Below are 21268 nucleotides of genomic sequence, written 5' to 3' on the forward strand. Positions count from 1 at the left end.
GCTTCTCATGAAAGTCCGATTCTATTCTGCCGTCCTGAGCTTAGCTTTGATTGGAACTAGTGTGTCCGTTGATGCCACGTCGAAAGAAGATTTGCTGAAGGAACAACAGGAGGTCGAAAGCCGTCTGAAAGAGACGGAACGATCACAGAATCAGACATCAGAGAAGTTAATCTTGACGAAACAGGAGCGCAAGGAAGCCCGTGCGCAACTGGATGAAGTCAACAGCCGTTTGGATGATTTAGCGCTTAAAATAGCCGATCAACAAGCGGCTGTTGCTGCATCTAAAGAACAATTGCGTCTGACGGAAGAAGCGATTTCCGAGACGTTGAAGGAACTGCATCAGCAAGAAGAGTTGCTCGGAAGCCGATTGCGTGCCGTCCAGCAAAAAGGAGACGTCAAATACATCGAGGTCCTGCTCGACGCGAAGGACTTCGGTGATTTGATTTCGCGTTTCAGTACGGTCAGCGAGATCATCAAACAAGATGATAATGTCTTGCAAGCCTATAAGGCGAACGTCAAACAACTGAACGAACAACGTTCGGAGCAGGCCTTATTACTGGAGAGCATGAAACAGGAACAACGGAAGTTACTCGTGCTTCAGACGCGAATCATCGCGGAGTCTGATTTGAAGCGGAAGCTCGTCGTCCAGTTGAACACGAAGGTCAAGGAACTGCAACAAGAGCAGTTCTCGAAAGCCGAGGAGGCGGAAATCCTCGCGGATCAGCGCCGTCTGATCCAAAACGAATTGATTGCCCTGCAAGAAGCGGAACGAAAAGCAAAAGAAGAAGCGAAACGGAAAGCCGAAGAAGCCGCGCGGGCAGCAGAAGCCAAACGTCAAGCAGAAGCTGCTGAAGCTGCACGAGAGGCAGCAGCGCAACAGGAACAGAAACAAGAGACACCGAAAGCAGAGACACCAAAAACAGAGACGTCGGTTCCTGAGACTGAGACGCCAAGTGCAACACCGGATTCGAGTGTTGATGTCGACGTCAGTCGACCATTCCACTTACCAGTCAAAGGCTATGTCTCGTCACCATTTGGTCCGCGGAACAATCCATTGACAGGGAAGCCGGAGTTGCATACGGGCATCGATCTCGTCAATGCGAAAGGGACTCCGATTCATGCGACAGCCGGTGGGATCGTCCTCCGTGCCGGTAGTGCGACCGGGTACGGAAATGTCGTCATGGTGACGCATTTGATCGACAGACAGGTCTATACAACCGTTTATGCGCATCTCGACTCGATCAGTGTGTCGGCGGGTCAAACGGTCATGCCAGGTCAAACGGTCGGGACGCTTGGCTCAACTGGCTGGTCAACAGGACCGCATCTGCATTTCGAATTGCATAAGGGAGAATGGGCGGTCGGACAACCAAATGCGGTGGATCCGGCACCGTACATCTTTTGACATCCCATAGAATACCGAAAAGATAGGGTAACCTATCTTTTTTTGCTATACTGAAAAAAATACTGCGTTTTTTAACGGAAGTGGGGAATCAAGCGTGAAAAAATCTACAACAGCAGTCATCGCGGTCAGTACCTTCGGGCTTGGTTTAGGGGCAGGCGCCGTCGGGATGCTAGCGGCTGGCGGAACGGATTCTGTCTCGACGTCATCGTCGTCGGCGAATGCGACGGGTGATTGGAAAAAAGTCGATCAGGTCCGTCAAATGATCGAACAGAACTATCTAGAGGACGTAACGGATAAAGAACTGCTGGACGGTGCGTTGTCCGGCATGGCGGAAGTGCTTGACGATCCGTATTCCGTCTATATGGATGAGTCGGAGACGGCATCGTTCAATACGAATCTATCGTCTTCGTTCGAAGGGATCGGTGCGACGCTTGAACAAAAGGGCGAGTCGATCGTCATCGTCTCACCGATTAAGGGATCACCTGCTGAAAAAGCCGGGATCAAACCGGGTGACGTCATCTTAGAAATCGACGGCAAGTCGACGAAAGGGCAAAAGACGGATCAAGCGGTCAAGAAAATCCGTGGTGAAAAAGGAACGAACGTCGTCCTGACGATTCAGCGCAGTGGACAAGACGCGATGGACATCACGATCAAACGGGATACGATTCCGATCGAAACGGTCTATACGTCGACTGAGGACGTCAACGGGAAGAAGATTGGTGTCTTGCAAGTGACGCAGTTCTCAGAACCGACGGCAGAAGAGTTCGAGAAGGGGCTCGCGAAACTCGAGAGTCAGAATATCGATGGGCTCGTCATCGACGTTCGCGGAAATCCGGGCGGTCTTTTGACGGCTGTCTCAAGCATGATTGCACCGTTCATTCCGAAAGACGTTCCGATTTATCAAGTTGAGAACAATAAAGGCGAGCGGCAGCAGGAATTCGGGAAGGCAGACGAGAAGAAACCTTATAACATCGTCGTGCTCGAAGACGGCGGATCAGCGTCAGCATCCGAGATTCTGGCAGCCGGTCTGAAGGAAGGTGCCGGGGCTGAGGTCGTCGGTACAAAATCGTTCGGTAAAGGCATCGTCCAAAGTGCGTATGATTTAAAGGACGGTAGTGATTTGAAGTTGACAACAAACAAATGGCTGACGCCGGACGGTAACTGGATCCATAAAAAAGGGGTCAAGCCAACGATTGAAGTCAAGCAACCAGCGTACTTCAACGTCACGAAGATCCTGACTGACAAAAAGTCGCTTGAAGTCGGCGATTACGGTAAATCGGTCGAAAACGCTCACTTAGTCCTCGAAGCGATCGGTTACGAGCCAAAAGGACAGGATGGGTATTTCGGTGACACGATGAAACAAGCCGTCGAAGCCTTACAAAAGGATGCGAAACTCGACGTCACTGGAAAAATCGATCAGCAGACAGCGGGTGAGATGGAGACGCGTCTCCTGAAGAAACTCGAGGACGACAAAAATGACGTCCAGCGGAAAAAAGCACTCGAGGTCGCTGCTCAATAATAAGGAATGGAAAGAGGTCTGAATGCGCGTGGAATTACTCGATGAAATTGGTTGGACCGCGATTAGTCTCATCGCCAGTCCGACCTTGTGGTTAGCACTCCTTGTCAGTTGGGTCATCGGCATCCGGCGTGTCAAACGGGAACGCGGATTGTTCCGCTCCCGGACACACGGTAAACGAAGCGATGTCCTCGAAACACTTTTACCCGGGTTACTAATTGGTCTCGTCTTATCCGTCGTCAGTGGCTGGCTTGGATTGACGGTGACACCACAATACGCTTTGTTGTTACTAGCGCTTTCGAGCGTGTTGTTGTTGATTGGCATCGTTCGCTTGAACGTACCGCTTTGGCCGATCGTCTTGCTTGGACTTGCTGGCTGGTTCCTAATGGATTCGCGTCTTGATCCGGTTCGAGCGGTTGAGCCGAAAATGATTTTATTGCTTGCGACGTTAACGCTCGTCGCGGAATGTCTACTCGTCTGGTGGCGCGGGCAACGACGCCTGTCACCGTCACTCGTCGTCTCGAAGCGTGGTCGCTTCATCGGTGGGCTGTCAGCGAATAAACTTTGGCTATTGCCTTTGCTCGTCTTTGTTCCGGGCGACGTGCTTGAAGCCTGGTGGCCACGTTACAGTTTCCCAGAACTCGTTCCGATCGTTCTCTGGTTACCGATCGGCTTCAGCTTCCTCTTTACGGGTAAGTTACCGAAAGAATTGATGCGTCCACTCGTTCAAGGACGTTTAATTACGAGCCTCGTTGCAATTCTATTGACGGTTCTTGCATACGTCACCGGACAAGCTGAATGGCTGTACGGGATCGTTTTGTTGCTCGTCCTGCACATTGTGTTGCATCAGCGGGTCAAGCGATTGAACCGGGCACAGACACCATTGTTCCTCAATGGAACGCGTGGTGCCGTCATTCTCGGAACGCTACCTGATAAACCAGCTGCCGAGATGGGCTTGATTCCGGGCGAAGCGATTTATAAGGTCAATGGTGAAAAGGTCGATTCGGAAACATCGTTCTACGAAGCCATCCAAAAACACAAACCGTATCTGCGTCTTGAAGTCATGAACCATAACGGAGACATCCGGTTTGCGCAACGTGCCTTCTATGAACAAGATCATCATGAGCTCGGCATCCTGTTCGTCAATGAGCCGGTCCATGGTCGCACTAAAGTGCGGTCCTTGCATTAACGAGTACATCCCTGTCACGGAACAGCCGTGACGGGGATTTTTTTGTCGGCAGAAAAATCGAGGATCAACACTCGAAGCAAAAAAGAAACTTTTGCATTTTCGAAAAAAAGGGTAACTTCCTAAAAGGAGCACTTCATAATCGAATGTTTGTTCGTAAAGTGGTACAATAAAAATAGATTTTTTACGTGATGAGGGGGAAGCAAACGATGGAATTTGAACTCGTTTCACCATTTGAGCCAGGCGGTGATCAGCCGACGGCAATCGAAAAATTGGTGACTGGGCTAAAACAAGGCGAACGACATCAGACGTTGCTTGGGGCGACTGGTACCGGGAAGACGTTCACGGTCTCGAACGTCATCAAGGAAATCAAGAAACCGACGCTCGTCCTTGCCCACAACAAAACACTAGCGGGACAACTCTACTCGGAGTTCAAGGAATTCTTCCCGAACAATGCGGTCGAATACTTCGTTAGTTTTTATGATTATTATCAGCCGGAAGCGTATGTCCCATCGACGGATACGTTCATTGAGAAGGACTCTTCGATCAACGATGAGATTGATAAACTACGTCACTCGGCGACGTCCGCCCTGTTCGAACGGGAGGACGTCTTGATCGTTGCGTCTGTCTCGTGTATCTATGGTCTCGGTAACCCGGAAGAGTACAACAACCACGTCTTGTCACTGCGTGTCGGCAATGAGATGGGGCGTAACGAGATGCTCCATCGTTTAATCGACATTCAGTATGAGCGTAACGACATCGACTTCCAGCGTGGACGCTTCCGTGTCCGCGGAGACGTCGTTGAAATCTTCCCGGCGTCACGCGACGAACAGTGTGTCCGAGTCGAGTTCTTCGGTGACGAGATTGAACGGATTCGTGACATGGATCCGCTGACAGGTGAGATCGTCGCGGACCGCGAGCACATCTCGATCTTCCCGGCGTCCCACTTCGTGACGGGGGATACCCGTCTGCAGAAAGCGATCGCGAACATCGAGAAGGAACTAGAGGTCCAGCTTGCGAAGCTACGCGAAGACAATCAGTTGCTCGAAGCGCAACGGCTCGAACAACGGACGAACTACGATCTCGAGATGATGCGTGAGATGGGCTATTGCTCCGGAATCGAGAACTACTCGCGTCATTTGAACTTGATGCCAGAAGGGGCAACGCCGTATACGTTGCTCGATTACTTCCCGAAGGACTTCTTGCTCGTTGCCGATGAGTCGCACGTCACACTGCCGCAAATTCGCGGGATGTATAACGGAGACCAGGCACGGAAACAAGTCCTCGTCGATCACGGCTTCCGTCTTCCATCGGCAAAAGACAACCGTCCGTTACGGTTCGAGGAGTTCGAGGAAAAAGTCAGTCAGGCAATCTATATCTCAGCGACACCAGGACCATATGAACTCGAACATTCAAAAGAGATGGTCGAGCAAATCATTCGTCCGACCGGCCTCGTCGATCCGACGATCGAGATTCATCCAATCACGGGACAAATCGATTACTTGATGGATAACATCCGTGACCGGGTCGCGAAGAACGAACGTGTTCTCGTGACGACACTGACGAAGAAGATGGCAGAAGACTTGACCGATTACTTGAAAGAGAATGGTGTCAAGGTCAACTACATGCACTCGGAGATCAAGACGCTGGAAAGAATTGAAATCATCCGTGACTTACGACTCGGGAAATACGATGTCCTCGTCGGGATCAACTTATTACGAGAAGGACTCGATATTCCGGAAGTCTCACTCGTGACGATTCTTGATGCCGATAAGGAAGGGTTCTTGCGGTCGGATCGTTCGCTGATTCAAACGATTGGTCGGGCGGCTCGGAACTCGGAAGGACACGTCATCTTGTTTGCCGATAAAGTTACCGATTCGATGCAACGCGCGATCGATGAGACGGAACGCCGTCGCGCGATCCAGATGGCGTTCAATGAAGAACATGGCATCACGCCGCAGACGATCAAAAAAGATGTTCGTGGTGTCATCAGTACGACGATCGAGAGCGACGACACCGTCGAAAAACTCGAGAAGTTCAACAAACTCAAAAAACCGGAGCGCGAAACGTTGCTTGAGCAGCTCGACCAAGAGATGCGTCAAGCGGCGAAGGACATGCAGTTCGAACGAGCTGCTGAGCTCCGCGACCTCATATTAGAATTGAAAGCAGGTGCCTAAGTTGGGAGAAAAGAAGAATCAGATTATCATCAAAGGCGCTCGCGTCAATAATCTACAAAACATCGATGTCGAAATCCCCCGCGATCAGCTCGTCGTCTTGACGGGTTTGTCCGGGTCAGGGAAATCGTCGCTTGCCTTCGACACGATTTACGCTGAAGGACAACGGCGTTATGTCGAAAGTTTATCTGCCTATGCCCGTCAGTTCCTCGGACAGATGGATAAACCGGATGTCGATACGATTGAAGGACTGAGTCCAGCAATTTCAATCGACCAGAAAACGACGAGTAAAAACCCACGGTCGACGGTTGGAACGGTCACAGAGATCTATGATTATTTGCGTCTGTTGTATGCACGAATTGGTAAACCGATTTGTCCAAATCACGGAATCGAGATTTCGAGCCAGACGATCAGTCAGATGGTCGACCAAGTGATGGAGTTACCGGAGCGGACCCGTCTGCAAATCCTCGCGCCAATCGTTTCCGGACGAAAAGGAACGCACGTCAAGGTACTCGACGATTTGAAGAAAGAAGGTTTCGTCCGCGTCCGTGTCAACGGAGAGACGATGGATCTCGCCGAAGAGATCACGCTTGAGAAAAACAAGAAACACTCGATCGAAGTCGTCGTCGACCGTGTCGTCGTGCGACCAGACGTCGAAGCCCGTCTTGCGGACTCACTTGAGACTGCCCTTCGCCTCGCGGATGGTCGGGTCATCGTCGATACGATGGACGGCAACGAACTGTTGTTCAGTGAACATCATGCTTGTCCAATTTGTGGCTTCTCAATCGGCGAACTCGAACCACGGATGTTCTCGTTCAACTCACCGTTTGGTGCTTGTACGTCATGTGATGGTCTCGGAACGAAGCTTGAGGTCGATGTTGATCTCGTCGTGCCGCATCCCGATAAGTCGTTGAACGAAGGGGCAATCGTGGCGTGGGAACCGACGAGCTCGCAGTATTATCCACAATTACTCAAAGCGGTCTGCGACCACTTCAAGATCGATATGGATACACCGTTCGAACAATTGTCAGAAGAACACCGTGAAACGATCTTGAACGGAAACACGAAGGAAGAGATTCACTTCCGTTATGAGAACGACTTCGGGATGGTCCGAAATACGAACCTCTACTTCGAAGGGGTCCTCAATAACTTACAACGTCGCTTCAAGGAGACGTCGTCTGATTATATCCGGGAACAGATGGAAGGCTACATGGCGAAGAAAGCTTGTCCGACGTGTCAAGGACACCGCTTGAAACGGGAATCACTTGCCGTCAAAGTATCCGATCATCATATCGGTGAAGTGACGAAGATGTCTGTTAAACAAGCGGTCATGTTCTTCGACGAACTACCGGAGAAGTTGAGTGAGAAGGATCAGACGATTTCGCGGATGATCGTCCGTGAGATTCACGAACGGGCGTCGTTCCTCGAGAACGTCGGTCTCGATTACCTGACGATCTCACGCGCAGCCGGTACGTTGTCCGGTGGGGAAGCGCAACGGATTCGTCTTGCGACACAAATTGGTTCGCGTCTGACGGGCGTCCTCTACGTTCTCGATGAACCATCGATCGGTTTACACCAACGTGATAATGATCGTCTGATCAATACGCTGAAGGCGATGCGTGATCTCGGCAACACGTTGATCGTCGTCGAACACGATGAAGACACGATGATGGCAGCCGACTACTTGATCGATATCGGACCTGGTGCCGGCGATCACGGTGGATTCGTCACGGCAGCCGGGAAACCGGAAGAGTTGATGCAGGATGCGAACTCGTTGACTGGTCAATACTTGTCCGGGAAGAAGTTCATTCCTGTTCCATCAACACGCAAAGAGCCGGACGGTCGGATGCTCCATATCCACAAAGCATCGGAAAACAACCTGAAGAACGTCGATGTCGATATTCCGCTGGGTCTGTTCGTCGCCGTCACCGGTGTCTCGGGCTCCGGGAAATCGACGTTGATCAATGAAATTCTCTATAAGACGATTGCGCACGAGATGAACCGGGCGAAAGAAAAACCGGGTGCCCATAAAGGGATTACCGGTCTGGATCAAATCGATAAGGTCATCGACATCGACCAGTCGCCGATCGGTCGGACACCACGTTCGAACCCAGCAACGTATACCGGTGTCTTCGATGACATCCGTGACGTCTTTGCTTCGACGAACGAAGCGAAACTGCGTGGTTATAAAAAAGGACGCTTCAGTTTCAACATCAAGGGTGGACGCTGTGAAGCTTGTCGTGGCGACGGGATCATCAAGATTGAGATGCACTTCTTACCGGACGTCTATGTACCGTGTGAAGTCTGTCATGGGAAACGTTATAACCGCGAAACACTCGAAGTGAAATATAAAGGCAAGACGATTGCCGACGTGCTTGAGATGACGGTTGAAGATGCCCTCGCCTTCTTCGAGAACATTCCGAAGATCACGCGTAAATTGCAGACGATCGCTGACGTCGGTCTGACATACATGCGTCTCGGTCAACCCGCGACGGAACTGTCCGGCGGGGAAGCGCAACGTGTTAAACTGGCGTCCGAGTTGCATAAACGCTCGACTGGGAAGACGATCTACATCCTCGATGAGCCGACGACAGGACTCCACGTCCACGACATTGCGCGTCTCTTGAAAGTCTTGCAACGTCTCGTCGACAATGGTGATACAGTGCTCGTCATCGAACACAACTTGGATGTCATCAAGACGGCCGACTACTTGATTGATTTAGGACCAGAGGGTGGCGACGGTGGCGGAACGATTGTTGCTGCCGGTACACCGGAACAGATTGCTGAAGTCGAAGCATCCTACACGGGACGATACCTCGCACCTGTCCTTGAACGCGATGCGGCACGAATTGAATCGTGAAACTTTTGTGGATGAGGATTCGTAGGAAGGAACTAAGGGAACTTAAACGAAAGTATCATGTAACACACGTTTGAGGTTCAAGAATAGGAGGGAACGGTTCATGAAGCAAGATATGCGTCAATTGATATTGGAGCAAGTCAAAGAAGGAAAGTTAACGATTGATGAGGCACTCGATAAACTCGAGCGGCTCGAAGCGATCGACGAACGTGCAACTTCTGCCAGTGAACATAAGTACGTCGATGAACCAGAACAATATGATCGGGTCGACCAGTATTCCGTCGATTCACTGACGACGAAAGTCATGTCAGCGTTCGATAATCTCGTCAGCCGGATCAAGGACAGTGATCTTTCGCTTAATCAGGCGTCCGGTCCGAACGTCACCTACGTCAAACAATTCCCATTCAGCGGAGAGACGGTTCACGTCGATCTGTTCAATGCAAACTTGGTCGTCGAACCGAGTGATCTCGAAGAATGCGAATTGACGGTGACAGGACGTCCGCTCCGCCGCCAACAAGTGACGGAAGAACAGGCGCTTGAGCAACTTCAGGCCGCTGTTCAACACGCAGTCTCGGCGAACACACTCTCGATCCGTTTGAAGGATAAGAGTGTCCGGGCGACAGTCCATCTGAAAGTTCCGCGCCGTCATTACGAATCATTCGTCTTACAGACACTGAATGGGGAAATTTCGTTGACGTCACTCGATACGACATCTGCTCAACTGATGACAGCGAACGGTCGGGTCAACGTCCGTGATTTGTTCAGTGAGGATGTCAAAGTATCGACTGCGAACGGTTCGATTGAAATCGAAGAGTCGGAGTTGAAGGTCTTGAAGGCGAAGACAGCTAATGGACAAATCATCACGGCAGGTGTCTTCGAACGTTCAGAACTGAAAACAGCGAACGGAAACGTCCGCTGCGAGCTGAAGACAGCGCAAAATGCGAAGGTCAAAGCGTCGTCGCTTGCTGGAAGCATCGCCCTGATGTTGCCGCACGGCGCTGAAGTCTACGGGGAGCTTGAGACAAACTTTGGTGGTCTCAACTGCAACCTCGATGACATGGAATTAATCCGGGATCAAAAAGAGATTGTCAACCGGAAGCTCCATTTCGTATCAGGTCGCGGTCGCTCACCAAAAATCGAGGTTGAAGCGGATACGAAGACAGGTACGATTTCGGTCACGCATGGTGTTCACCTCAGTCCACAAGCGTTATAAGAAATAGATAACAGCTACTTGATTCTTAATCGAATCAGGTAGCTGCTTTTTTTGTATCCTGCTTTTTACGCGACTCCTGCAGGAAAAAGCGCGGTGATCCGCGCTGTCAGAGACAAACGAGACCCGGCTACTCGTTCGTTCGAACGATGCAGCCGCGGCTCGTGTCTCGCCTGAGGAAAGCAAGTAGAAGAAAAGGATATATCGCTATGTTTTCCTTTAGATAAACAAACACCCATCCTCATAAGAAGATGGGTGTAGCTTACATCAATAATCGTAGTCCTGATCCATCATCGGCTCGTCGAAGTTCATGTTCTCGATATTATTCATATCGTAACCGAACGAGAGTAAGGCAATGACACCGATGATTGCAAGAACGATCGAAACGAGAATCAGACCGATTCCGAGCCAACTCTTTCCACGTGCGCGATTCCAATAGAAGATGATCGCGAGGACGTAGGAAATGAATGAACCACTGATGAAGATCCCGATAATCGAGATGATGAAGAATAAGAGGGCAGTTTGATCTTGATTACGCGAATACGCTTTCCACATATCAATCAGTGAGATGATGAGATAGACGAAACCAGCAATCGCTAGAACCGCAAATAAGATAATGACTAAAATTAATCCGATACCACCGCCTGACATCACGGCAAAACCTCCTTCAAAATATTAACTCTTTATTCCATTCCCAAGAAATCATGCTTCTAATCCAATTCCATGAATCCAATAAAAATATGGTACAATACTTCAAGTGAAAGGGGCTGACGAAGCGTGCAACCAAAAGTGCGAACAGCTGAAATCGTAAAACAATTCAATCTCCACATCGTCACGGGAGAAGAGGGCTTACATCGTCCGATTCTGACGGCTGATTTGTGCCGACCTGGCCTTGTGCTTGCCGGTTATTATGCCTATTACCCGGCAGAACGTCTCCAGATTCTCGGAAAAACAGAATTGACGTTCTTCAATAATTTAACGTACGAGGAACAACGCGAACGAGCGAATGTCCTCTGTACGGATGAAACACCTGGTATCTTGATCACACGTGGATTTGACGTACCGGAAGCGATCATCCAAGCTGCAGACGAGACGAACGTGCCACTGTTGACGACAAAAGGGCATACGACATCGGTCGAGTCACAGATCACGAACTTCCTCGAAGCGGAACTCGCACCAACGACAGCGATGCATGGTGTCCTCGTCGATATCTATGGTGTCGGTGTCTTCATCAAAGGGGCAAGTGGTGTCGGTAAATCGGAAACGGCACTCGAACTCGTTAAACGAGGTCACCGCCTAGTGGCGGACGACTCAGTTGAGATTCGTCAAACTGGTGACGGGATTCTCGTTGGGACAGCACCGAAGTTGATTCAGCATCTGCTTGAGATTCGTGGAATCGGGATCATCGATGTGATGACGTTGTTCGGTGCAGGCGCGGTTCGCTCGCACAAGAAGATCAGCCTCGTCTGTAACCTCGAGATTTGGGATCAATCGAAAGTCTATGACCGCGTCGGCCTGGACCAAGAGACACTCCAAATCATCGATACGGAAATTCCGTTCCTGACAATTCCGGTTCGTCCCGGACGAAACCTTGCTGTCATCATCGAAGTCGCAGCAATGAACTATCGTCTGAAGAACATGGGCATCAACACAGCAGAAGAATTCGCGGGACGTCTCGCGCAAGCAATTGAAGATGGGAATGGTGGTCTTTGATGGGAACTTTAGCCTCTGTACAACCAACGTTTGACCGTGTGGCGATCGAACTCGGTCCTGTACCGATTTACTGGTACGGGATCGTCATCGCACTCGGTGCGGTCGTTGGACTGTTGATTGCAATTTTCGAATCGAAGCGAATCGGCTTCAACGAAGAGTATGCGGTTGATGTCGTCATCTGGTCGATTCCGATCAGTATCATCTGTGCCCGGATTTACTACGTCGCGTTTGAGTGGAACTACTATAGTCAACATCTTGACCAAATCATCAACATCCGCCAAGGTGGGATCGCGATCCACGGTGCGATCATCGGTGCGATTTTGACGGTCATCATCTATACGCGTAAGAAAAAGATCTCGTTCTGGCAAATCGCCGATATCTTGGCACCATCGCTCTTGTTCGGTCAAGCGGTCGGACGCTGGGGCAACTTCTTCAACCAAGAAGCACACGGTGGCGAAACGACATGGTCGTACTTACAAGATACGCTCCACTTGCCGAACTGGATCGTTAACCAGATGTACATTGATGGAACATACTATTTACCGACGTTCCTCTATGAAAGCATCTGGAACATCATCGGTGTCATTCTGTTGATCGTCTGGCGGATGAAGTTCAATCCACGTCGTGGGTATATCTTCCTTGGTTATCTCGTGTGGTATTCAATCGGACGCTACTATATCGAAGGTCTCCGGACGGACAGTCTGTTGATGGGAGATGGACTCCGGACGGCGCAAATCGTCTCAATCTGTTTGATCATCTTCGGTGTGATCATGATGGTCGTTCGCCGCAACGCCGTTCGTTACTTGGACGGTTCGAAAAAGGAGGCGAAGTAATCGATGATTCGCACGCTACTGTTTGATTTAGATGGAACGTTGATCGACACGAATCCATTGATCTTAAAAAGCTTCGAGCATACGCTCAGTTACTATTATCCGGACCGGACGTTCACGGAAGCGGAACTGCTTCCGTTCATCGGTCCGACGCTAGAAAAATCGTTCTCGGCGATGAATGCAGAACAGTGGAAAGAGATGGTCGCTTTTTACCGCAGCTACAACATCGCGATGCATGACGCGCTCGTGCTCGAGTATCCAGGTGTGCTTGACGGATTACGTCGTCTGCATGAAGCAGGATACAAGATGGCGGTCGTGACGTCGAAAAGTCGTCGTGTCGCTCTTCGCGGTATCGAGTTGTTCGGATTGACATCACTCTTTGATGCTGTCATTGCAGCCGACGACGTAACGGAAGAAAAACCAGCCGTTGAGCCATTCGAAAAAGCGATGCAGTTGCTTGGAGCAACGGCAGACGAAACGATCATGGTCGGTGACAACGATACGGACATTCTCGGTGGTAAGAACGCGGGACTGAAGACGGTCGCGGTCGGTTGGGCAATCAAAGGTCGTGCGTATTTAGAAGCCCTCGAACCGGATGTCATCATTGATTCGATGGATCATCTTGCTACTTGGCTGGAGGAACAAAATGGCACGGCGAACTGATCGGTTTCAGGTCGGTACGACGAATCCGCTCTGGCACATGTACCAGACCGTGTCGTTCTTTAAAGTGATGTGGTGCTTTACGATCATCACGATCGGTCGGTTCGCTCCGTCGCTTCGTTTCAAGAACGCGCTCTACCGGACATGCCTCCGGATGAAGATCGGCGAGAAGACGGCGCTTGCCTTGATGGTGATGCCGGACACGATGTTCCCAGAGAGGATCACGATTGGTGACAATACGATCATCGGCTTCAATACGACGATTCTCTGTCATGAATATTTGACGACGGAGTACCGTTTAGGTGACGTCGTCATCGGAAGCAACGTCTTGATTGGTGCGAACGTGACGATTCTACCCGGCGTAACGATCGGAGATGGTGCCGTCGTTGGTGCCGGATCTGTCGTTCACCGGGACATTGCACCGAACGAACGGGTCTCGAGTCAGCCGCTTCGCCGGCATGAAATGTGACAAAACTGTGAGAAGGAAGAAGGAAAAAAGATGACGCACATCCGCTTTACGTATAAGACAGGAAAGTATTTCGGAAGATTATTCGCCGAACGTCCACAAGGTCTCGTCGTTGAGGTGTTGGCTGTCGAGAAGCATCCTGTTCAAGGGGATCTTCATCAGCCGAACCAAGTCGATGTCCCGCTCTTCCATATCCGGACCGCCTTGCATAAGCACGAAAAGATCACGGTTTCGCCCGCAGTCGTTTATGCATATGACGGAGAGATTCCGGATTATGCGACGAGCTTACGGCAAGCATATGACAAGGACGTGGCACGTCTTGAAGGACTGAATCCAGAGACGGATGCTTTTGTACGAAAATGCTTAGAGAATTACAAAGAACTGGAATCGATTTATGCAAAACGCTGGGGATGAACTCCGGCGTTTTTTTCTGTTGCATGCCTCCTAGAGATAGGGTATTCTTGTGTCTGCAACTACGAAACCAGTTTACTATTTATGGGGGCTTGAATCATGATGGAATTAACCAAATACAAAGCAGACCCCTTTGCGATAACAGCGCGCCAAGCGGAACTTTTTTATTTCCGCGGACGGAAGGCGCACCGGGAAGGGCGACTGGACGAAGCCGTCTATCATCTAGATGAGGCGACGACACTTCAGCCAGCGGACATCCGTTATTTGCTCCGTTATGCCCGTGTCTTATTCGAGACTGGAGAAATCAATCATGCGAATGATGTCTTGAAACAAGTACGCGCACTCGACGCATCAAATACGGAAGCACTCTTTTATTTAGCGAATAACTACGCACACGTCTCGCTTTACGAAGAAGCGCGACAACATGCGATGGAATATTTAGAGCAAGCACCAAACGGCAAACACGCGGAGGCATCGGCCGCACTCGTGGAACTGATTGATCTTGAACAAGAGATGGAAGACGACGAAGAGGATGAATTGATTCGTCTGCACGGTCAGGCACAACGCCAGATCGATAAAGGAATGCTGTTCGCGGCACAGGAGACGTTGACTGGACTGATTGCCCAGTACCCGACGTTCTGGCCTGCCTACAACAACCTCGCGATCGTCGAGTTCTATTTAGGAGAGAATGATCAAGCATTCGCTTCCCTCGAACGGGTCCTTGAAGGAAACCCGGGCAATTTGCATGCCCTCTGTAACACGCTCGTCTTGCTACACGAGATGGGACAGGACGAAGAGGCACATCGTCTCTCTCGTCAGCTCGAACACGTCCGTTCCGTGCATCTTGAGACACGTTATAAGGTTGCCTCAACTTTAGCGATCATCGGACGGTACGATATCGCCTATGAAGAGTTGAAATTACTCGAGCGTCGCGGTTACCGAGGAGATCCACTCTTCGGTCACTGGTTATCGATCTCTGCCTATAAGACGGGACATGTCGAAGAAGCGGCGGCTTTCTTGAAGTCGGACGAAGCACAAGCGTTAAAGGAAGAAACGGATACGTATGACATCCGCCACAACCTGCAATTCCGTTCAGCACTCATCCAAGCGTTGAAGACAGAAGATGATGTCTCGCGCATCTTCACGGCACTGCTCCTTGGCAAACTGAACGATGCCGAGGCACGACTGGCGTTATCGATGATGCCAGAAGTGACGGACCGGGAAGACGTTCTCTTATTGACAGAACAGATTGTCATTGAGATGGAAGGTCGGACTGATGTCGTGGATGAACGCATTCACCGGGCATTGCAGACGATCCGTCTTGCGGAACGATTCGTTTCAGACGAAGAACGAATGAGTCTTGAAGGTGATTTTTACGAGCGCTTCGCACAACTCGTCTTAAGCGGTGAGTCATTCGATTCGATCGAAGCATCCGCTGCATCGCTGCTTTATCTGTTCCATGATTTACGGGACGGGATGTTGATCGAAGAATGTGCATCGCTCGTCGATTGTGCATTTGATCATGTCGCATCAATGATCCGGACACATGAACGGATGCTGGCACCGCTGCAAGCAAAGTGTTAGACGTTTAGGCGATTCTCACCTATACTCAAACTACAACGATTATGATAAATGGGGTGGAATCATGGCGGAAACAGAACAAAAAATTTATGACGTCATCATCATCGGGGCAGGTCCTGCTGGGATGACAGCTGCACTTTATGCATCACGTGCGAACCTTTCGACATTGATGATCGAACGCGGGATTCCGGGCGGTCAAATGGCGAACACAGAAGATATCGAGAACTACCCAGGATACGATAGCATCCTCGGACCAGATCTCTCGCAAAAAATGTTCGACCACTCGAAAGCATTCGGCGCAGAATATGCGTACGGAGACGTTCGAAGCATCGAAGACGGTAAAGCATACAAAACGATTCATGCACACAACAAAGATTACTACGCACGGGCGATCATCATCGCGTCCGGTGCACAATATAAGAAGATCGGCGTACCGGGTGAAGAAGAGCTCGGCGGTCGCGGTGTCTCATACTGTGCCGTCTGTGATGGCGCGTTCTTCAAAGAAAAAGAACTCTTCGTCATCGGTGGAGGCGACTCTGCGGTTGAAGAAGGTGTCTACTTGACACGCTTCGCGAAAAAAGTCACGATCGTACACCGTCGTGATGAGCTCCGTGCTCAAAAAATTCTTCAAAAACGTGCGTTCGACAACCCGAAAATCGACTTCATCTGGAACCATACGGTCAAACAGATCAACGAACAAGACGGGAAAGTCGGCGGTATCGAGTTGATCAACACAAAAACAGCTGACGTGACGACGCATCCGATCGATGGAGTCTTCATCTACATCGGGATGAACCCAATCACTGGTTACGTCCAAGATCTCGGGATCTTAAACGACCAAGGCTACGTCGTGACGAACGAAGCGATGGAAACGAACATCAAAGGTATCTTTGCTGCCGGTGATGTTCGTGAGAAAACATTGCGCCAAGTTGTTACAGCAACAAATGATGGTTCGATCGCAGCGCAAAATGCACAGCATTTCATTGAAGCGTTGCTTGAAGAATTACAAGAATCCTCACACGCATAATATCGAACCAGTTTCATTGAAGGAGACTTCAGTGAAGCTGGCTCTTTTTTTATGATATACTGAGAAAGAAGTGAAAAATACACACGGAACTGTTGTCTGGAGGGCGAAAAGATGGAACAGAATCAACCGCAACTTGTCATCATCACGGGTATGAGTGGGGCTGGGAAGACTGTCGCAATGAACAGCTTTGAGGACTTAGGCTATTTTTGTGTCGACAATCTACCCCCGACGTTACTGCCGCATCTCATCGAAGTCATTGGACAAGTGCGTCCTAAAATCGCCGTTGCCATCGATACCCGCGCGCGTGATTTCATCGACAGCTTTTTTGTCGTCTATGAGGATTTAAAGAAAACGGACTTACAAATCCGGATGTTGTATCTTGATGCACGAAACGATGTCCTCGTACGTCGTTACAAAGAATCGCGCCGTTCGCATCCGCTCGCACCGACGGATTCCCCATTGATTGGAATCGAACGTGAGCGGACGTTGCTCGAAGGATTCCGTGATAAGGCACAGATGCTGATTGATACGAGTGACATCAAGCCGCTTGCACTGAAAGAACGTCTCTTGAAGGAGTTCACGGAAGGGACACGGATTCCGTTCACAGTCAACGTCATGTCGTTCGGGTTCAAACACGGCTTACCGCTTGATGCCGATCTCGTCTTTGACCTGCGCTTCTTACCGAATCCGTTCTACATTCCAGAGCTGCGTCCAAAGACGGGACTCGACGAGGAAGTCGCGTCCTACGTCATGCAGTGGCCGGAAGCGAAGCTGTTCTATAAAAAACTCGTCGATTTGCTCGAGTTCCTGATTCCACAATACGAGCGGGAAGGGAAGTCACAACTCGTCATCGCTCTCGGTTGTACAGGCGGGAAACATCGCTCGATCACATTCGCGGAAGCGATCAGTAAAGAATTCGCGACGCAGTATCACATCGAGACCAATCACCGGGATTATGTGTATGCGAAGGAGGAGAAGTGATGAAATGGGAACGTAAAGTCGTCGCCATCGGTGGCGGGACAGGACTCTCGACGCTTCTTCGTGGACTGAAACATTACCCGCTCGACATCACAGCCATCGTCACGGTCGCCGATGACGGGGGCAGTTCTGGTCGTCTGCGGACGGAATTCAACATGTTACCGCCAGGCGATATCCGAAACGTCATCGTCTCCTTATCGAAGTCGGAGACGTTGATGGACCGAATCATGCAATACCGGTTCGAGACCGGGGAAGGATTACACGGGCATTCGCTCGGAAACCTGATGCTGACAGCAGCGACTCAGCTTTGTAACGGTTCGTTCGTCGAAGCGATTGGCGTCATGGGACAACTGTTGAACGCAGAAGGAAAGGTCTATCCGGCGACGGAACGGACGATCACGTTATGTGCCGAGTTCGAGGACGGAACGATCGTCAAAGGCGAGTCGTTGATCCCGAAGGTTGGCAAGAAGATCGAACGGATCTTCCTCGAAGAACAAGATGTCCGACCGGTTCCGGAAGCGATTCAGGCAATTCTTGATGCCGATGTCATCGTCCTTGGTCCGGGTAGTCTCTATACGAGTATCATCCCAAATGTCCTGATCGATGAGATCCGGGAAGCAATCCAACAATCGTTAGCTCCGGTCGTCTATATCTGTAACGTCATGACGCAACCCGGCGAGACGACGGCGTTCACAGCCAATGAGCATTTAGCGGCACTCGAACGCTTCCTCGGACAAGGCGTCGTTGATACGATCATCGTCAACAACGAATCGATCGATGCGAGTTACCTGAAGAAATACCAGAAGGATCACGCTGACATCGTCACCTATAATGAAAAACAATTCGAGCTTGCTGGCGTTGAAGTGCTGGCAGACGATATCGTCGACTACAATCATCATTTCATCCGTCATGACTCAGATGCCGTCGCAAGCCTCGTCATGCGAAAGGTGTTGTCGATTCGACGGATGCGTCAACTCGAAGGAAAGGAGGAGCTGACATGAGCTTTGCCTCAGAAGTCAAAAAAGAATTAACGCAGATTCCGATCACCGATCACGAGATGAAGGCGGAACTCGCGGCGCTCGCCCGGATGAACGGTGCAATCTCGTTCGGTCTCGGACGTGGTCTGACACTCGATATCTCGACCGAGAATGCCTCGATTGCTCGTCGGATCTACTCATTGCTGAAAAAAGCATACGGGGTCCATCTCGATCTGCTCGTGCGGAAGAAAATGCGTCTGAAAAAGAATAATGTCTATATCGTCCGCGTCAAACAACAAGCGGACAAGATTTTACAAGACCTCGGGATTTTAGGGGAAGGGTTCACGATGATTCGTTCCATCAGTGACACGATCCTCAACGACGAACGCAAAGCGCGCGCGTATTTACGAGGAGCGTTTCTCGCCGGGGGTTCGCTCAACAATCCGGCGACGTCGTCGTATCACTTGGAGATTTTCAGCTTATATGAGGAGCACAATGCGGCGCTCCGTGGTTTATCAAACGTCTTTGATTTGAACGCGAAGGCGATCGAACGGAAAAAGGGACACATCCTCTACATCAAGGAGAGCGAAAAGATTTCCGATTTCCTCAAGCTCGTTGATGCGACACAATCGATGCTACGGTTCGAGGACGTCCGGATCTTAAAAGATATGCGTAACTCGGTCAACCGTCTCGTCAACTGTGAGACGGCAAACCTCAACAAAACGGTCGGTGCGGCATTACGCCAAGTCGAGAACATCAAGTTCCTTGAGCGGACGGTCGGGCTCGATGTCTTACCGGATAAGCTGAAGGAGATCGCGATCTTGCGTGTGACACATCAAGACGTGACGTTACAAGAACTCGGAGAGATGGTCGAAAGCGGCTCCATCTCAAAATCAGGGATCAATCACCGGTTGCGGAAGATTGATCAAATCGCTGAAAAAGTACGAAATGGAGAGTCGATGACAGGGGCCTTATAAGAGGGTCGCTTGCGGGATGAACCATAGTCTACTATAATATATAGTCGATGCAACTAAATGTTCGAATTAAGGAGTTTTTGAAATGGCTAACGAAAAGAAACGTATTTCGCTGACAGTCGATGCGAAGTTTGATGAAGTGTTAACAAAAAAAGCAAAATCAATCGGTGTACCGAAAAGCACACTCGTTGCGTTCGCAACATCTTTATTCCTGAAACAATTACAAGCAGAGGAAGAGCTTTCGCCACATGCGAACGCGATCTACTCGCTGATTCGTGAAAACCACGATATCGTTTCAGACATCACAGACTTGATCGACTGATCATCGACCTCTCGTTCTATAAGGAACGGGAGGTTTTTTTGTATGCAACGATAACCGACAAGGCTTCGCTTTCCTATGGATACAAAAAAAGTGCCTCCCGAAGGAGACACTCTGGATGACTTATGCACGTTCCATGACGCGGTCGATGAGACCGTAGTCAGCAGCAGCTTGTGCTGACATGAAGTTGTCACGCTCTGTATCGCGTTCGATGACTTCAAGTGGTTGTCCTGTGTTTTCAGCCATGATTTTATTGAGGTGCTCACGCATTTTGATGATACGCTCCGCATGGATTTTGATATCCGATGCTTGACCTTGTGTACCACCGAGCGGTTGGTGGATCATGATTTCAGCGTTTGGTAACGCGAAACGTTTTCCTTTTGCGCCCGCTTGGAGCAAGAACGCACCCATCGATGCTGCCATACCGATACAAATTGTTGAAACTTGTGGTTTGATGAAGTTCATTGTATCGTAAATCGCCATACCGGCAGTGATTGAACCACCTGGGCTGTTGATGTAAAGCGAGATTTCTTTATCTGGATCTTCTGCTGCTAAGAACAGAAGTTGGGCAACGACTGAGTTGGCGACGTTGTCGTCAATCGCGCTCCCGAGAAGAATGATGCGGTCTTTTAGCAAACGTGAGTAGATATCGTAAGCACGTTCCCCGCGGTTTGTTTGTTCGATGACTGTTGGAATTAACATAGTCTTTGCCTCCTTATAGTTGGTATGTAGCTTCCTATTCGACTTATCCTTATCATAATCCTTTGGTCAATATTGGTCAAAAGATACGATGCGACTTTTAGGTATTTTTCCATTACAAGGGCAAATGAAACATATCAGTATAGAAAAAAGGCAACGCCATTGCTGGCATTGCCTTGTAGTTGAATAAATGGTACACCCGGAGAGATTCGAACTCCCGACACCTGGTACCGGAAACCAGTGCTCTATCCCCTGAGCTACGGGTGCATCTGATGTACTGAACAATTA

At 50.0% G+C, this 21268-nt stretch carries 18 protein-coding genes, 1 tRNA gene and 1 pseudogene; 17 read left to right on the forward strand and 3 right to left on the reverse strand.

The annotated features are described in order from the left end of the window. Positions 1-7: 7 nt before the first annotated feature. From KNQ15_RS03230 to KNQ15_RS03255, 6 genes are all read left to right on the forward strand, one after another. Complete coding sequence (locus KNQ15_RS03230; protein WP_214727776.1) at positions 8-1402, forward strand: murein hydrolase activator EnvC family protein; 1395 nt, start codon at positions 8-10, stop codon at positions 1400-1402. Positions 1403-1496: 94 nt separating this feature from the next. Then, on the forward strand, positions 1497-2921 hold the full coding sequence (locus KNQ15_RS03235) for a S41 family peptidase (RefSeq protein WP_214727778.1): 1425 nt from the start codon (positions 1497-1499) through the stop codon (positions 2919-2921). A 22-nt stretch (positions 2922-2943) separates the two neighbouring features. Then, positions 2944-4107, forward strand: coding sequence for a PDZ domain-containing protein (locus KNQ15_RS03240; RefSeq protein ID WP_214727780.1), 1164 nt, complete (start codon positions 2944-2946; stop codon positions 4105-4107). Between the two features lie 206 nt (positions 4108-4313). Then, positions 4314-6281, forward strand: coding sequence for an excinuclease ABC subunit UvrB (gene uvrB / locus KNQ15_RS03245; RefSeq protein ID WP_214727782.1), 1968 nt, complete (start codon positions 4314-4316; stop codon positions 6279-6281). Position 6282: 1 nt separating this feature from the next. Further along, on the forward strand, positions 6283-9138 hold the full coding sequence (gene uvrA, locus KNQ15_RS03250) for an excinuclease ABC subunit UvrA (RefSeq protein ID WP_029342489.1): 2856 nt from the start codon (positions 6283-6285) through the stop codon (positions 9136-9138). 100 nt (positions 9139-9238) lie between these two features. After that, a complete protein-coding gene (locus KNQ15_RS03255; protein WP_029342488.1) occupies positions 9239-10348 on the forward strand; it encodes a DUF4097 family beta strand repeat-containing protein in 1110 nt (369 codons plus the stop codon). 264 nt (positions 10349-10612) lie between these two features. On the opposite strand, the gene KNQ15_RS03260 is transcribed toward KNQ15_RS03255, so the two are convergent. Beyond that, the gene (locus KNQ15_RS03260) at positions 10613-10996 is read right to left on the reverse strand and encodes a hypothetical protein (RefSeq protein ID WP_023469232.1); all 384 of its coding nucleotides are present in this window, start codon (positions 10994-10996) and stop codon (positions 10613-10615) included. 126 nt (positions 10997-11122) lie between these two features. On the opposite strand from KNQ15_RS03260, the gene hprK reads away from it, so the two are divergent. From hprK to KNQ15_RS03315, 11 genes are all read left to right on the forward strand, one after another. Then, the gene (hprK, locus tag KNQ15_RS03265) at positions 11123-12058 is read left to right on the forward strand and encodes an HPr(Ser) kinase/phosphatase (RefSeq protein ID WP_023469231.1); all 936 of its coding nucleotides are present in this window, start codon (positions 11123-11125) and stop codon (positions 12056-12058) included. Beyond that, entirely contained in the window at positions 12058-12891 is an 834-nt protein-coding gene (gene lgt / locus KNQ15_RS03270) for a prolipoprotein diacylglyceryl transferase (RefSeq protein ID WP_029342487.1), read from the forward strand. The genes hprK and lgt overlap by 1 nt, the downstream gene beginning before the upstream one ends. Before the next feature lie 3 nt (positions 12892-12894). After that, a complete protein-coding gene (gene ppaX, locus KNQ15_RS03275) occupies positions 12895-13551 on the forward strand; it encodes a pyrophosphatase PpaX (RefSeq protein WP_029342486.1) in 657 nt (218 codons plus the stop codon). Beyond that, the gene (locus tag KNQ15_RS03280; RefSeq protein ID WP_029342485.1) at positions 13535-14017 is read left to right on the forward strand and encodes an acyltransferase; all 483 of its coding nucleotides are present in this window, start codon (positions 13535-13537) and stop codon (positions 14015-14017) included. Before ppaX ends, KNQ15_RS03280 begins: the two co-directional genes overlap by 17 nt. A 30-nt stretch (positions 14018-14047) precedes the next feature. Then, positions 14048-14428, forward strand: coding sequence for a sporulation phosphorelay system protein KapB (gene kapB, locus KNQ15_RS03285; protein ID WP_023469227.1), 381 nt, complete (start codon positions 14048-14050; stop codon positions 14426-14428). A 96-nt stretch (positions 14429-14524) separates the two neighbouring features. Continuing rightward, complete coding sequence (locus KNQ15_RS03290; RefSeq protein ID WP_214727784.1) at positions 14525-16009, forward strand: tetratricopeptide repeat protein; 1485 nt, start codon at positions 14525-14527, stop codon at positions 16007-16009. A gap of 61 nt (positions 16010-16070) precedes the next feature. Beyond that, positions 16071-17033, forward strand: coding sequence for a thioredoxin-disulfide reductase (gene trxB, locus KNQ15_RS03295; protein ID WP_023469225.1), 963 nt, complete (start codon positions 16071-16073; stop codon positions 17031-17033). 111 nt (positions 17034-17144) lie between these two features. After that, the gene (gene rapZ / locus KNQ15_RS03300; protein WP_029342483.1) at positions 17145-18014 is read left to right on the forward strand and encodes an RNase adapter RapZ; all 870 of its coding nucleotides are present in this window, start codon (positions 17145-17147) and stop codon (positions 18012-18014) included. Next, positions 18014-19012 carry a gluconeogenesis factor YvcK family protein gene (locus KNQ15_RS03305; RefSeq protein ID WP_029342482.1) on the forward strand — a complete coding sequence of 333 codons (999 nt, stop codon included), beginning with the start codon at positions 18014-18016 and terminating at the stop codon, positions 19010-19012. The genes rapZ and KNQ15_RS03305 overlap by 1 nt, the downstream gene beginning before the upstream one ends. Next, positions 19009-19965 (forward strand): DNA-binding protein WhiA, encoded by a 957-nt coding sequence (gene whiA / locus KNQ15_RS03310; RefSeq protein WP_023469222.1) that lies wholly within the window; start codon positions 19009-19011, stop codon positions 19963-19965. The genes KNQ15_RS03305 and whiA overlap by 4 nt, the downstream gene beginning before the upstream one ends. Before the next feature lie 82 nt (positions 19966-20047). Beyond that, positions 20048-20284, forward strand: a complete 237-nt coding sequence (locus KNQ15_RS03315; protein ID WP_023469221.1) for a hypothetical protein — start codon at positions 20048-20050, stop codon at positions 20282-20284. Between the two features lie 120 nt (positions 20285-20404). Here KNQ15_RS03315 and clpP read toward each other — a convergent pair. Continuing rightward, positions 20405-20989, reverse strand: a pseudogene (clpP, locus tag KNQ15_RS03320) (ATP-dependent Clp endopeptidase proteolytic subunit ClpP); the annotation flags it as partial. Between the two features lie 182 nt (positions 20990-21171). Then, positions 21172-21247, reverse strand: a tRNA-Arg gene (locus KNQ15_RS03325). Between the last annotated feature and the right edge of the window lie 21 nt (positions 21248-21268).

Origin of the sequence: Exiguobacterium sp. s168 (assembly GCF_018619035.1) — a bacterium.
In the GTDB taxonomy this organism is placed as follows: domain Bacteria; phylum Bacillota; class Bacilli; order Exiguobacteriales; family Exiguobacteriaceae; genus Exiguobacterium_A; species Exiguobacterium_A acetylicum.